We start from the raw sequence: 13,729 nt of genomic DNA, 5'->3' as shown, positions 1-13,729 counted from the left end.
GCGATTTCGAATGCGGCGTCGTGGCGACGTCTGTGCGTAGTGGCGGCCTTGTTGGGCAACGCGCTCTTCGCGATAGCCGCCGAGGGTATGTCGACGCCCGTTGGGGTATGGCGAATCGTCGACGAAACCGGCGATCCGAAGGCGCTCATCACGATCACCGAGAATGACGGTGAATACGTCGGCGCGCTGACCAGGAGCCTGGGCAGGAGCGACGCGCTCGAGCGCCGTTGCAACGATTGCACCGATTGGCGCAGGGGGAAGAAGCTCCAGGGCTTGCAAATCATCCGCGGCCTGCACAAGGACCCGGAGAGCGACGAATACACGGGCGGGAGAATTCTTGATCCGGACAGCGGCAGCGAATACGGCTGCAAAATGCGCGTTGTCGACGGCGGCAGAAAGCTCGAAGTGCGAGGCTATTTCGGTGTTACGTTGCTGGGTCGCACGCAGACCTGGATACGAGAGCAGTAGCGCTGTTTCCCGGCGGAATTGTCGGTATCGGCCAGAGGAACGGGACGCTTTTCGGCTAGAGGACTTCCTCAGCACGGCGTCACGCCTTTGGCGTAATCTTCAAAGCGACTCGTGCGGCCATGCGGCAATGGTGGCAATCGCGAGTCCTACGACAATCAATTCCGTATCCGGGAGGATGACAACCATGAAGCAGATTTCTAACGCGACGTCGTGGCGACGTCTGGGTGCTCACGCGCTCGTCGCAGTGGCGCTGTTGGGCGGTATGGCCAAAGCGGCAATGGCGGCCGACGACACGTCGCCAATCGGTGTCTGGAAGACCATTGACGACAATACCGGCAAGCCGAAGGCACTCGTGACGATCTCCGAGAAGGACGGCGAATACGTCGGCATCATCACCAAGGGGCTCGGCGAAAACGACGATCCGGAGCGTGTCTGCACGGCCTGCACGGACACCCGCAAGGGGCAGAAGATGCTCGGTATGCAGATCATTCGTGGCGTGCGCAAGGATGGCGACGTCTACGGCGGCGGCAAGATTCTCGATCCGGAGAACGGCAAGGAGTACAGCTGCAAGATGACGGTGATCGACGGTGGCAAGAAGCTCGACGTTCGTGGCTTCATCGGCATTTCGTTGATCGGCCGCACGCAGACCTGGGTTCGCGAGCAATAAGCCGGACATCCCTTGCATCGGCGCGAGACGCGTCTGCGCGAGCGCCAAAAACAAAAAACCGGACGAAACGTCGTCCGGGTTTTTTTGACTTTCGCCTGCCTGCACGTCACGGCGCATGGCACAGGTGACGGATACGACAAAGCCCGGGCAGTGTCGCTTCACTGTCCGGGTTTGCCGTCGTCATTGGGCCTGCACCCCGCCGACGTTCCCCTCTCGCGATCTTTCCGCGTCTCGACGCGTCGCTTTATTTGCCGAGTCCGCCGAGTCCACCCAGCAGCCCGGTCACGGGAGCGAGCAGGCCACCTGCGCCACCGGCACCACTGGCGCCGGTACTGGCCAGCGTCGTCAACGGTGCGGTGACGGTGCTCAGCAGCGTGGTGACGGGCGACAGCGCGTTACCTGCGCCGCTGCTTCCGCCTGTGGTGCTGGTCACGCCGCCGAGTAACCCTGTCACGGCGCCGAGCGGATTGCTACCTGAGGCGCCGGCGCCACCCGTGAGTCCGCCAAGTAAGCCGGTAACAGCACCCAAAGGATTGCTGCCGCTCGCCGTCGTGGGCGTCACGGTGGTGTTGCCGATACTGGCGAGCACATTGCCAAGCGCATTCGGATTCGCGGTGCTTGTGCTGCCGGAGAGTAGGCCGCCAGCACTTGCGACGGTGTTGCCGAGTGCTGAGAGCGGATTGCCAAGGCTAGCGACGGCCGCGTTAGGTGCTACCCCCTTGACCTGCGCACCCGCCGAATTCAATGCACCGCCCAGTGTGCCCAGCAGACCGGCGACAGGCGTCCCCAGACCGGTCGTGTTACCGACCGTCTGCGTTGTCGTGACCACCATATTCGTAATGGGCGAGATCGCCGACGATAGCGCCGAGGTCGCTTGCACGACGGGGGCACTCGTGAGCGCCTGGTTGAGGGCTGTGCCGCCTTGCACCCCAGCCTGACCGACGGTGGAGACGACCGTGCCCAGTGCACCTGTGAGCGTATTGACCGGCGTGTTGGCGAGCGGGCCGCTCTTGCCGATTCCGGCAATGCCGCTGCCGAGCGATATCCCGGCGTTGCCGAGATCGGCAACGACCCCCCCCGTGCTTGCGAGCGTGGCGCCGACCGGGTTCGTGCCGGACTTGCCGAGCTGACCGAGCCCGTTGCCGACACCGGTACCGAGATCCGTGACGGCGTTGCCGGTTTGCGTGAGTGCGCCTCCGAAACCCTGTGTGGCTTGCGGCGATACCCCCGGAATCGTCGTGCCGGAGACCTGATTGCCGACGGCACTCACCACGGAGCCGACCGAGCTGACCACACCATTGCTGGTCGTGGTGGGATTCGTCGGATTGGTCGGATTGGTCGGCGAGTTCGGATTCGTGGGATTCGTGGGGTTGGTCGGCGTGTTGGCGGTAGCCCCGCTGCCGCCGCCGGAACTGGAGCAGCCGGTAACACCGACGATGCCCGCGATCGTCACGGCAAGCAGCGTAGGGCGCAGAATCTTCGACATGACGTTTCTCCTCGTGAGGGCAGTCGCCGCGCGCTCAGACCTTGGTCGATGCGCCGCGGCTGTTCGAGACCAGACCGGCGATGTCCTGATCGGCCTCGAAACGAAGACGGAAGGTTTCGCTCTTCAGGGTGCGAATGCTCTGCACCAGGAAATCGTGAATCGCGGCGAGCTCGCTGTGGTCGTACGCGGCGCTGACCGCTGTAAGTTCACGCGAGACGGACGAGAGGAACTGCTCGATCTGTGCACAGCGTTCTTCGATGGGGTGAATCATCACCATGCGGCGGTCGTGCGGGTTCTTCTCGCGCTCCACGAAGCCCGCGCGCTCGAGCCGGTCGATGACCGTGGTGATGCCACCAGAGCTGACACCCATGAGTTCGGCAAGTTGGCCTGCGGTGATCGATTCCAGTTCGAGAATCAGATCGAGCGCGTTCAGGTCGGTGACGTTTAGGCCGAGCTGCTCGGCGAGCGCCGCGTGATAAAGCGCGGTGTACACGGCGAGCCGACGGCCGAGAGAGCGGACGATGCCGGTGACGAGTTCGTTACGGTTCGTGTGTCGGTCGCTCATGGTGCCCTGCGTTCCGTTGAGCTGTGAGGCAGTCGACGTCGCCCCGGAGGCGGCACCCGAATCGGTGCCGTACGTGTTATGGCCGTGGCGATTCGCGAAACCGTTGCCGGTTTCGCGCATTGCCAAGGGGTCGGAAACTTGCGGGGCGGATTCGCCACGACCGCGCATCAGAACGCTGGTGTCGGAAATGAAGCGAGCCATGGCATCTCCTTATCGATGAATCATGTGATGCATACGCGCAATGTGCGATGCAACGTTTGTGGGGCGATTACTTGCCGACGCTGGCCACACTGCCGAGCAGACCGGTCACCGGGGCGAGCAGCGTGCCCAGACCGCCGGCCGCGCTACCCGAGCTGCCGCCAGCAGCGCTCGTCACCCCCGAGAGCAGGTTCGTGACGGGCGCAAGCGGGCTGCTGCTGCCCGACGAGCTGCCACCCGTCAGACCGCCGAGCAGACCCGTGACGGGCGCGAGCGGGCTGCTGCCACCCGAACCGCCGAGTCCACCAAGCAGACCCGTGACCGAACCGAGCGGGTTCGATGCGCCGCCGCCCCCGGCTGTGGTCGTACCGAGATTGCCGAGCAGTGAGCCGAACGGATTCGACGAGCCGCTGGACGTCTGACCGTTCACGAAACCGCCGAGGCCCGAGACCGTGTTGCCGGTGGCGATCACCGTGTTGCCCAGGGCGCCCACGACCGGGTTCGGCGACGTGCCCTTGAGCGTCGTGCCGACGGTGCCGACCGCGCCGCCCAACGTGGTCAACAGGTTCTGCACCGGGCCGCCGAGACCCGTGGTGTTACCCACGGTGCGAGTGGTGTCCGACAAGACATTGGTGATCGGGTTGACGGCGGCCGAGAGTGTGGAAGTGACCTGCGTCACCGGGCCGCCCGAGAAGGCTTGTTTCAGGATTGCCCCGCCGGCAATACCGCCTTGGCCGACCGTGGCGACCACATTGCCGAGTGCGCTGGTCAGCGTATCGACGGGGGTGCCGGCGAGCGGGCCGCTCTTGCCGATTCCTGCGACACCGCTACCCAGCGAGACCCCTGCCTGACCGAGATCGGTCACCACGTTGCCGGTGCTGGCGAGCGTGGTGCCCACCGAGTCTGCCGAAGTGCCGGTCTGGCCGAGACCGCTGCTCACGCCGTTGCCAAGGTCGGTCACGGCTTTGCCGGTATTGGAGAGCGCGCCGCCGAAGCCTTGCGACGCCTGCGTCGATACGAGCGGCAGTTGAGTGCTGGCGACCTGATCGCCCAGGGCGCTGACGACGTTACCTGCGGAACTCACGACACCGCCTGCGCCACTGGCCGTCGTGCCGACCGCGTTCGGGGTACCCGTGGTGCCAGCCGAGGTGGCGCCGCTGCCGCCACCGCCGCTGGAGCAGCCGGTGAGGGCGATGGCGCCGATGGCGGCCGAGGCCAGAAGGGTGCGTTGAAGTGCGTTGGACATGATGTCTATCTCCCTTGATCGTTCTGAATGTTTGCCGGCGATGGGTCGCGCGGCGATGTCGTTACTTCCACTTGAGGAACCGGGGCCGCTCGCTGTGCTGCCGATGTGTGCGGGCGGCGTGTGGGGTGCGCCGGATCCGGACTCCCCTGGCTCGATGCGTGGGCATCGGGGCCAGGGCCGGATCGCGGCGGTCACAGGCGGGCGGAGGAATCGCGCGAGTCATGGTCGATCTGCCGCTGGCTGAGGTTGTCGAGTCTTTGGCGCTGGCTTACTTCTTCGCGCCGAGCAGGCCGCCCAGCAGGCCAGTCACCGGAGCGAGCGGGCCGCTATTGCTGCTGCCCGACCCCGTTGCCCCGCCGACTGCCCCCGTCACGGCACCGAGCAGCGAGGTGACCGGGGCGAGCACACCGCCCGAGGCCGAGCCGCCTGAGCCAGCCGAGGCACCGCCTGAGCCGCCGAGGCCGCCCGTCAGTCCGGAGACGAGGTTCGTGACCGGTGCGAGCGGGTTGCTGCCCGAAGCACCGCCGGTGGCGCCGCCGAGCGCGCCCGTCAGGCCAGAGACGAGGTTCGTGACCGGTGCGAGCGGGTTGCTGCCCGAAGCACCGCCGGTGGCGCCGCCGAGTGCGCCCGTCAGTCCGGAGACGAGGTTCGTGACCGGCGCGAGCGGGTTGCTGCCCGAAGCACCGCCGGTGGCGCCGCCGAGTGCGCCCGTCAGACCGGAAACGAGATTCGTGACCGGTGCCAGCGGGTTGCTGCCCGAGGTGCCGCCCGTGGCACCGCCGAGCGTGCCCGTCAGACCCGACAAAAGATTGGTGACCGGGGCGAGGGGCCCCGAGCCCGTGCCCGTGCTGCCACCGAGGCCACCCGTCAGGCCACCGAGTGCCGAGGTGAGCGGGGAGAGCGGGTTGGTGCTCGTCGGCGTGCCGTGAACGGCACCGCCAAGGCTGGCCACCGTGTTGCCGACACCTGCGACGAGGCCGCCAACGTCAGCCGCGATCGGGTTGTTGAGCTGACCGCCGATCTTGGCGCCAACGCCGGCCAGGCCACCGCCTACCTGCGCCAGCAGACCGGCGACCGGTGCGCCAAGTCCCGTGGCGTTGCCGACCGTTTGCGTGGTATTCGTCACGACGCTCGTGATCGGCGTGATGGCCGACGAGAGCGACGACGTCAGTTGTTGCACCGGGCCGCTCGTGATGGTTTGCGTCAGACCGCCGCCAAGGGCTTCGCCTGCCTTGCCGACCGAGGTCACGACGCCGCCGAGCAGCGTGGTGACGCCATTGACCGGTGTATTGCCCAGCGGCCCGATCTGCCCGAGGCCCGCGACGGCGCTACCCAGTTGCGTACCGGCCGTACCCAGGTTCGAGACTACGCCGCCCACGCTGGCGAGCGTCGGATTGAGCGGGTCCTTCACTGACCCGAGCTTGCCCAGTCCATTGGACAGGCCGTTGCCGAGCGTCTGAACGGCGTTGCCGGTGGAGACAACTGCGCCGGCCAGACCGCTTTGCGTTTGCGAGCTGAGCAGCGGCAATTGGGTACCAGCCAGCGTCGTGCCGACGTCGCTGACCGTCTTGCCGACTTGCGTCACGACGCCCGTGCTGGCCGTGCTGGCTACCGTGCCGATCGGGTTGGTGGCGGCACCCGGGCTGCTGTTGCCATTCCCGTTACCGTTGCCATTTCCATTCCCGTTGCCGTTGCCGTTGCCATTTCCGTTGCCACCTGTGCCGGAGCCGTCCGGGACCGTGCCGGTGCCCGTGCCCCCTCCGCCGCCGGTGCCAGCGGTGGTGCCGCTACCGCCACCGCCATCGCCAAGCGAGCCGCTGGTGCCACCCGAGCCGGAGCTGGCGCAACCGGTCATCGTGATGACGGCGAGAAGGCAGGCGGAAGCGAGGAGGTTGCGTTGGATGTTTTTCATGATGGTGTCCTCTATCTAGTCTGTTTGGTATTCAGGCGAGCGCTTCTTGCGCGGCCAGTCGTGCGTTCATGCGTTGCGCGATGAGTGCGAACAGGAGCGCGTTGACAACCGCGCTATCGGGGCCCGTCATCGCCTGGGCCGAATTCGTGTTGCCGGTGCTGTGAGCGTTGGCCGCTTCGGTCGGTGTGGCGGTGGCGCGTACGCCACCGCCTTCTGCACCGCCCCTCCCTGGGCTTGCGCCTCTACGATCGTCTTCGGCAGCAGCGCTGCGCTGCATTGCCGCGATGCGTTGCCGCTCGGCTGCGACGGCTACGACGGATTGCATCGTTTGCTTGGTATTGCCAATGATCATGGTGTCCCCCGGTGATCCTTAGCGTTGCGATGCAGGGGTATCCGCAAGAGCTGTGCCAATCTCTAAATCCGGGTTTGAATAACTCTTCTAGTTTTTCCGGTGACAGCCTGAAAAGCCTGTATTTATTTGCGTTTCGGAAAACAAGAATCTTTCGGATCGAGAGATCGAAGCGGGTTCGCGGCAGAGAGAATTAGGGTTAACGCCATCGGGAAATGGCGAATTTCAGGCGAATTGCCGTTCCCGTTACGGGGGTTGTTACGGGTAACGTTACGTAACGCAGCCGAAAGAATTGACTTCAGGCGTCAGTAGATATGCACAGGCGTAAGCGATTCGGGTAGCCCCCGATCGGGGAAGATGATGTGCACGCCGTAATTATTAGTAATGTTGTGTGGCGTCAGCCAGCAATAGACGATGAAATCGTATTGAAATACGAATGAAGCCGCCGGGCGGGCGTACAGGTGCGGGATGGGTAATGGAATGAAAGCGTCGGCGGCCACGGCCAGCAGTGCTGGCGAGCCACGATCAACGGATGAGCCAAGTGCGGCGGGGAACTGTGGTGAATGGCGGGGCGCGAGCAGGGAGAAATACGCCTGGCATTGATGCCCGGATCGGGCGCGAAATTAATCGGCCGTTATTTAAATGAGTGCTGCACGTATTGACAGGTATTCCATCGGAGTGTGTGGTGCTGCAACAATCATGGTTTTCCCTCGCGAGGGTTGCATTGCCTGGTTTTGGAGTATTGTTTGTTCAATCCGGGTAACGTTTTCTTACATTCGCCCGGGTGATTGGTAGTAAGACTCTAGTTTTTGTGATTTAGATTAAATTAGCATCAGAAAAAAATAGTACGCCGCAGCAAAGGTCGTACCAACAAGCAGAGAAATATTGGCGTACAATGTCAAAGAGGTTTGTAAGCCTTACGGCGCAACGAACCCGAGGCCGAAGTCACGAGTTGATAAGCAATCTGGCGGGAAAGCGTCACACGCCTTAAAGGCTGGTGACCTTTCGCTGTGTGTGTCAGCGGGCGCCTGGCGCCTATTTGAGGGAGGATGATATGAAACTCAGCAATCGTTTTCGACTGTTCGCGCGCGACGAGCGAGGCGTGACGGCATTGGAGTACGGCATCCTCGCCGCAATCGTAGCGGTGGTGATTGGCGGGACGGTCTACAGCAGTCTGGGTACGACGTTTAGTCAGGTCTTCTCGAAGATTTCGTCGGCGGTGACTGCAGCCGGTAGCTGACGCTCTCGCATGACACGCCGTATGAAGCCAGTCAGCAACGATGAATGTCAGCACGTGACTCGCGCCTAAGGTTGGATGAGGGCGAATTGGTGCTGGCGATAAGGGGAAAGACACCGTTCGGTTGACGGTGTCATTCGGGGCGATGGAGTGCTGTGTTCGCTAGGGTGCGGATCATGCAAGTGAGGCAAGCGGGCAAGGCCGGTCGGCAGCGCAGACTGTCACGGCAAAAAGGTGTCACGGCGCTTGAGTACGGCATTTTGGCCGCCATCGTGGCTGTAGTGATCGGCGCAACGGTGTTCACGAATCTGAGCGATGTGTTGTCGAGCGCCTTCAGCAACGTCACGTCGGCAGCAACCTCGGCTGCCACACACTGATGCGAGACGCCCGGTGCTGACGTTGTTGTGGCTGTTATGCGTGCCGATCGTGATCACGGACCTCATTGCACGTCGCATCCCGAATGCCTGGTTGCTGTGCGTGGGTACGCTGGCACTGGTCTGGATTGCGTGGCAGGCCTGGCGAGGGGAACCGCGGGTGGTGTGGGTTCACGGGCTGGGAGCGCTTCTCGGATTGATCGTACTGCTACCTTTCTGGTGGCGGGGTGTGATGGGGGCTGGCGACGTCAAGCTCTTTGCGCTGATCGGTCTGGTAGCGGGGTATCCGGCGCTGCTGCCAGTCTGGTGTCTGGCAAGCGTGGCTGCCGGCGTGCATGCGCTGGTGCTGTTGGCCGGGCGGTTGAAGTGGCTGGCACGCTGGTGCGACGGATTGACCGCCACGCGTGTCTGGCAACGGATTTTGCAGTGGAGGGCCGGACGGATCGGATTGCCTTACGGAGCGTATCTGGCGGCGGCGGCACTGGTGGTGAGGTGAGTGCGGGCGGTGGGGAGTACAAGAGGGTGCCAACCGTGCGCAGCACGTTGTGAAGAGGTGACGAGTGTTGCTTCAGGCAGCACCAAAAAAATCGGGAGGCGCGGGCGACGCCGCGCAAATGGGTTGGACCAATGCGTCGCCAAACACGGCCACTGAGCGCCGTGAGCGACGGGGAGTATCGTCATGAAACGGTCTGGGGCACAGGCAAGGGCAGGGCTGCGATGCGCGGACTCGCGCGGCGTCGCGGCATTGGAATTCATGCTTATCCTGATGATCCTGCTGCCCGCGTTTTATGTCGCCGTCGCCTTCTCCATCAATATTCTTGCCCGGCAAATGCTCACGCAGGCCGCCTCCGAGGCCGGCCGCGCGATGCTGCGCGCTGGCACGATGTCGCAGCGTCAGGGGTACGCCACACAGGCGATCAATACCACACTCACCTGGCCGTCCGCCTCCGCCGTGAGCGCCAGCTTTCCGGCTGACGCGACCTACCCGTGCCCGGCGTCGGCCACCAGCACCAGTTCGCAGTGCATTGTCCACGTCACGTTGACGTTGACACAGCCGATGATCGTCAACTGGCCGGGACTGGGCGCCCTCGTGCCTCAGAACATTGTCGGTACCGCCGCCATCACGCTGGACACGTCTACGCTGGGCGGGAGTTGACGCCCCGTGGAATCGAAGTCGAATTCGTAGCGCAAGCAACAAAGGGATGTGGAGTTTTGCCAGTTGTCATGCCGCCGGTCAGCCGGCGTCCCGCAAGTTGTGACTGAACGGCCGACAGGCCCCAAGCCATGAACAAAGCCACCAAGATTCTCGCTGCTGTGCTGGTTGTCGCCGGAGTGCTGCTCGCCCTCTTCGCGTTGCGTCTCGGGACGACTAACGCGCCGGCGCCCGCCACGACGCCGTCACCGGTGACACAGACGCTCACGCAGCGCTACCCGGCCGTGGTGGCGGCCAAGGCGCTCTCGCCGGGCCAACCCATCGGCGCAGACGGCGTGAAACTCGAACAGTTCGATAGCCAGACGGTGGGCGGTTTCGCGAACCCGGCCGATGTTGTGGGGCGGGTGCCGCTCGTCGCGCTCGCTGCCGGCGTGCCTGTCACGCAAAACACGCTGGCGCGCGGCCTGGCGTTGCAGCTCGCGCCGGGCGAACGTGCCGTCGCGATTCCCGTGACGGAAACCGTTGGCGTGAGCAACCGCATTCGTCCCGGCGACTATGTGGACGTTTTTTTCACGATGAAGACGGCGCAGCCGGCGGGCGCGGCCGGTGGTCTGATGGACGACACGCAGTCGCGTCTGCTGGCGTCTCGCGTGCGGGTGCTGAGCTACGGCATTGCGTCGCTCGACGACGTGACGCCACCGCCTGCAACGCCAGGCGTGGCGTCTACCGTGCAAGCCGTGACGACCACGCCGGCGCCGCCGCAACCTGCCCCGGCCGTCAACACCCAGCCGCCCATGCCGGCGACTTCTGCGGTCGTGGCCGTGCCGGTGGCCGACGTCAACCGTGTGGTGCTGGGAACGCAGCAGGGCAAGATCACGCTGGCGCTGCGTAACCCGGGGGACGATGCCACGCCCGACACGTCGCTGTTCCCGTCACCACCACCGGTACTCGCCGGCAAGTCGGGTCTGAAGGGCGACGACAAGACGGCGCTCGAGGCGCCGGAGAACCGGGCCTATGCCGGGATTGCCACGACCGGTCTCGCGGGGGAACCGGTGCGCCGTGCGGCGGCCGCGCCTCGCTCGCCGGGTGGGGGCGGCGGGGGCAGCACGATCGAGGTTGTGCGCGGCGCGGAACGCACCACCGCTTCCTACTGAAACAACTGAAACGACTGAAACGACTGAACTTGTTGATGCCGCAGATGTAATGACGTTCGACCGGAAACGCTACGCCACTTAACCGACACAGTGACCGATACAGCCACGCCATGATCAGAAGCCAGGTTCGCACTGCCAGACGAGAGACCACGCGGGTTAAGGGAATGCTGTTGTGCTTCGCGGTGCTGATCGCGTGCGGCGCCACGGTAGCGGTGCGTCTGGCCGACGCGGCAGACCCCGCCTCGAGCGCCGGGGCGCGCTCGCTGACGCTGGGCGTTCACGAGCAACGCGAACTGCAGGTACCGGGATCGCTCGAGCGCGTGGCCGTGGCAGATCCGGCCGTGGCCGACATCGTCGTGCTCAAGGGCGCGGGCGGACGGCGCGGCTCGGTGCTGGTCGTGGGCAAGAAGGCGGGCACCACGCAGGTCGCTGCGTGGCCGCGCGGCGGCGACCCGGTGCGCTGGGAGGTCCATGTGACCGGCGACCTTCAGAGTGCATTGGGCGACACCGGCACCGCCACGGTCGACGCACGCGGCAACGCGGCGCTCATCAAGGGCCATGCGAATAGCGTCATCGAACATAGCGGATTGCAATCGGCGGCAGTCGATGCCACGGGCAAAGGCGGTGTCGTCGTCGATCGCTCGACGGTCGGAGATACCGGCGTGGTGCAGGTCGACGTGAAGATCGTCGAAATCAACCGCAACATCCTCAACCAGATCGGGGCGAGTTTCAGTGCGTCGAAGAAGACGGCGTCGGGCAGCTTTGGTGTTGGCTCGACGCTCAACTCTGCCTTCGGCGGTGGCGGGGGCGCGAGCACCGTGCCGAATTTCGGCTCGTTCTTCGGCTCGATCACTCGCGGCGCGTTCAGCATGTCGGCAGAGATCGACCTGCTGCAATCGAACGGCCTTGGCCGGGTGCTCGCCGCGCCAACGCTGGTGGCACTCTCGGGGCAGAGCGCGAGCTTTCTCGCGGGCGGCGAGATTCCCGTGCCGCAGTCGGGAGGGCTTGGCACGACCACGATCGTCTACAAGCCCTTCGGCGTGGGCCTGACGGTGACACCGACGATTCTTTCGCCGAATCGCATTGCGTTGAAAGTGGCGCCTGAGGCGTCGGACATTGATTACACGAACGCCATCGTGACCGAGTCGACACAGATTCCCGCGATCACCACACGTCGCGCGGACACGACCGTCGAGCTGGGCGATGGAGAGAGCTTCATCATCGGCGGTTTGATTTCGCGCACGACGACCGCCGCTGTCGACAAGGTGCCGCTGCTCGGCGATCTGCCGCTCATCGGCGCGTTTTTCCGCAACCTGAAGTACAACAGCGCCGAAAAGGAGCTGGTCATCGTCGTCACACCGCATTTGGTCAAGCCGGTGGCCCGTGGGGCGAACATACCGCTGCCGGGCGATACGCGTGAGCGCCGTCCGGGCCCGGTCTGGGGGGATTACCTCATGGGTGTGGCGAGCGACAGCGAATTGCCGGGATTCTCGAAGTAGCGCCGATATCGGCAGGAAGGCGGCATCGAGCGGGCAACAGCGAGAGCCGGGACAGGGCAGTAAGGAGTGCATACATGAACGCACCGACGCGAATACTGGACACCATGACAGAGTTGCATCGCTTCCTTTTTTGCAGCGCGCATGCCGGCCACGGTCAGTGGCTCTCGGCTGCGCTGCGTGAAGAGGGGGTCGTGCTCCAGGAAGCTGGCCGTCCGGCGCAATTGCAGCAGCGCATTGGCGATCTCGATCCGCAGGTCGTGCTGCTCGATTTCTCAGGTGAGCCGACCGGTCACGCCGACGACGGCGAGGACGGCGGCATTGCCGCTGCGATCGAACTCGCACACATGCTCAAACGCGTGGCGCCCAAAATGCCGCTGGTGGCCGTAGGCTCAATGGTGCGAGCCGATGGGATGAAGGCGGCCATTCGTGCCGGGGTACACGATTTCATCGACATGCACTCCACGCACGAGGAGGCGCTCGAGGTCATTCGCCGGGTGGTGGATCAGACACCAACGGTCCATGCCGCATCACCTCAACGTCACGGCCGGTTCGTGGTGCTGCTGGGGGCGCGCATCGGTGTCGGATGCAGCACGCTCGCCGCCCATCTCTCGCAACTCGGGCAGGAACTGTCCGTGGGTGCCGGTGCCCATCCGGACAAGACGGCCAAGGCCCCCAAGGCGGCATCTGGCAAGGACGACAAGTTCGACGCCTCGCTGCTCGGTCATGTTGCGCTGCTCGATCTTGGTTTGCCCTCGGGCGACGGCATGCTGTATCTCAACACGCAGAGCCAATTCAGCTTCGCCGAAGCGGTGCAGAACCTGCGGCGATTTGATGAAACGCTCGTGCATACGGCGGTGTCACACGCGCCCAGCGGCCTCGCTGTGCTGCCGCTGCCGCTCGATCTGAGCGACATGCGCAGCGTGGCGGCCGCCGATGCGCTGGCACTGACCGATCGCTTGCGCGCGTTCTTCGATCTGATCGTGGCCGATCTCGGCGGCTTCTCGAATCCGGCTTTCGTTGCGAGCCTCGTGCGCGCGGCCGATGAGGTCTGGCTCGTGGTCGACCAGAGTGTGGGCGCGATTGTCTCGCTTGCCTCGCTGCTGCGCGATCTCGACGAAAAGAGCGTGGAGCGCACTCACCTGCATCTCGTGCTCAACCGCTACGATCCGCGTTACGGCATGGCGGCAGACCAGATCGCCAAGCGGTTCGACGTGCCGCTGCTCGCCACGCTGCCCGACCGGCCGCTGGCCATGCTCTCGGCGACCAATCAGGGTAAGTTGATTCTCGATACGGCGCGCAGCGACCCGTACGTGCGCGCGCTGCAACCGCTTGTGGAACGGCTGCTCAGCGCGCAACACGCCGGGGCCGCGGCACATCGTCAGTCTTCGGGCTGGCTGGGCCGATTCATGGGAAAGCATTGA

General features: G+C 64.6%; 14 protein-coding genes. 9 read left to right on the top strand and 5 right to left on the bottom strand.

Annotation, left to right across the window (positions count from 1 at the left end; genetic code table 11):
- Nucleotides 1-51 precede the first annotated feature (51 nt).
- Both PBR20603_RS06020 and PBR20603_RS06015 read left to right on the top strand, forming a co-directional pair.
- Entirely contained in the window at nt 52-468 is a 417-nt protein-coding gene (locus PBR20603_RS06020; protein WP_246174416.1) for a DUF2147 domain-containing protein, read from the top strand.
- A gap of 184 nt (nt 469-652) precedes the next feature.
- Nucleotides 653-1,135 carry a DUF2147 domain-containing protein gene (locus tag PBR20603_RS06015; RefSeq protein WP_150558632.1) on the top strand — a complete coding sequence of 161 codons (483 nt, stop codon included), beginning with the start codon at nt 653-655 and terminating at the stop codon, nt 1,133-1,135.
- A 244-nt stretch (nt 1,136-1,379) separates the two neighbouring features.
- Here PBR20603_RS06015 and PBR20603_RS06010 read toward each other — a convergent pair whose 3' ends face one another.
- The 5 genes from PBR20603_RS06010 to PBR20603_RS05990 all read right to left on the bottom strand — a co-directional run bounded on the left by PBR20603_RS06010 (nt 1,380) and on the right by PBR20603_RS05990 (nt 6,894).
- A complete protein-coding gene (locus PBR20603_RS06010) occupies nt 1,380-2,621 on the bottom strand; it encodes a collagen-like triple helix repeat-containing protein (protein WP_150558631.1) in 1,242 nt (413 codons plus the stop codon).
- Between the two features lie 34 nt (nt 2,622-2,655).
- Nucleotides 2,656-3,306, bottom strand: coding sequence for a MarR family winged helix-turn-helix transcriptional regulator (locus tag PBR20603_RS06005; RefSeq protein ID WP_174977796.1), 651 nt, complete (start codon nt 3,304-3,306; stop codon nt 2,656-2,658).
- Between the two features lie 148 nt (nt 3,307-3,454).
- Entirely contained in the window at nt 3,455-4,630 is a 1,176-nt protein-coding gene (locus PBR20603_RS06000; protein WP_150558629.1) for a collagen-like triple helix repeat-containing protein, read from the bottom strand.
- A gap of 268 nt (nt 4,631-4,898) precedes the next feature.
- On the bottom strand, nt 4,899-6,542 hold the full coding sequence (locus tag PBR20603_RS05995) for a collagen-like triple helix repeat-containing protein (RefSeq protein ID WP_150558628.1): 1,644 nt from the start codon (nt 6,540-6,542) through the stop codon (nt 4,899-4,901).
- Between the two features lie 31 nt (nt 6,543-6,573).
- Nucleotides 6,574-6,894, bottom strand: a complete 321-nt coding sequence (locus tag PBR20603_RS05990) for a hypothetical protein (protein ID WP_150558627.1) — start codon at nt 6,892-6,894, stop codon at nt 6,574-6,576.
- A gap of 1,051 nt (nt 6,895-7,945) precedes the next feature.
- Here PBR20603_RS05990 and PBR20603_RS05985 point away from each other — a divergent pair.
- The 7 genes from PBR20603_RS05985 to PBR20603_RS05955 all read left to right on the top strand — a co-directional run bounded on the left by PBR20603_RS05985 (nt 7,946) and on the right by PBR20603_RS05955 (nt 13,729).
- Nucleotides 7,946-8,131 (top strand): Flp family type IVb pilin, encoded by a 186-nt coding sequence (locus PBR20603_RS05985; protein WP_150558626.1) that lies wholly within the window; start codon nt 7,946-7,948, stop codon nt 8,129-8,131.
- 173 nt (nt 8,132-8,304) lie between these two features.
- A complete protein-coding gene (locus tag PBR20603_RS05980) occupies nt 8,305-8,505 on the top strand; it encodes a Flp family type IVb pilin (protein WP_150558625.1) in 201 nt (66 codons plus the stop codon).
- 13 nt (nt 8,506-8,518) lie between these two features.
- Nucleotides 8,519-8,998, top strand: a complete 480-nt coding sequence (locus PBR20603_RS05975) for an A24 family peptidase (RefSeq protein ID WP_217425943.1) — start codon at nt 8,519-8,521, stop codon at nt 8,996-8,998.
- A gap of 183 nt (nt 8,999-9,181) precedes the next feature.
- On the top strand, nt 9,182-9,658 hold the full coding sequence (locus tag PBR20603_RS05970; RefSeq protein ID WP_150558624.1) for a TadE/TadG family type IV pilus assembly protein: 477 nt from the start codon (nt 9,182-9,184) through the stop codon (nt 9,656-9,658).
- Between the two features lie 128 nt (nt 9,659-9,786).
- Nucleotides 9,787-10,809: a Flp pilus assembly protein CpaB gene (gene cpaB / locus PBR20603_RS05965; protein WP_150558623.1), complete on the top strand. Its 1,023-nt coding sequence runs from the start codon at nt 9,787-9,789 to the stop codon at nt 10,807-10,809.
- A gap of 164 nt (nt 10,810-10,973) precedes the next feature.
- Nucleotides 10,974-12,308 carry a type II and III secretion system protein family protein gene (locus tag PBR20603_RS05960; RefSeq protein ID WP_217425949.1) on the top strand — a complete coding sequence of 445 codons (1,335 nt, stop codon included), beginning with the start codon at nt 10,974-10,976 and terminating at the stop codon, nt 12,306-12,308.
- Between the two features lie 74 nt (nt 12,309-12,382).
- Nucleotides 12,383-13,729 (top strand): CpaE/TadZ family protein, encoded by a 1,347-nt coding sequence (locus PBR20603_RS05955; protein ID WP_150558621.1) that lies wholly within the window; start codon nt 12,383-12,385, stop codon nt 13,727-13,729.

The organism is Pandoraea bronchicola, from assembly GCF_902459805.1.
Lineage (GTDB): Bacteria > Pseudomonadota > Gammaproteobacteria > Burkholderiales > Burkholderiaceae > Pandoraea > Pandoraea bronchicola.
Note: the sequence above shows the minus strand (reverse complement) of the source record. Positions and strands in the feature narration are given on the sequence as shown.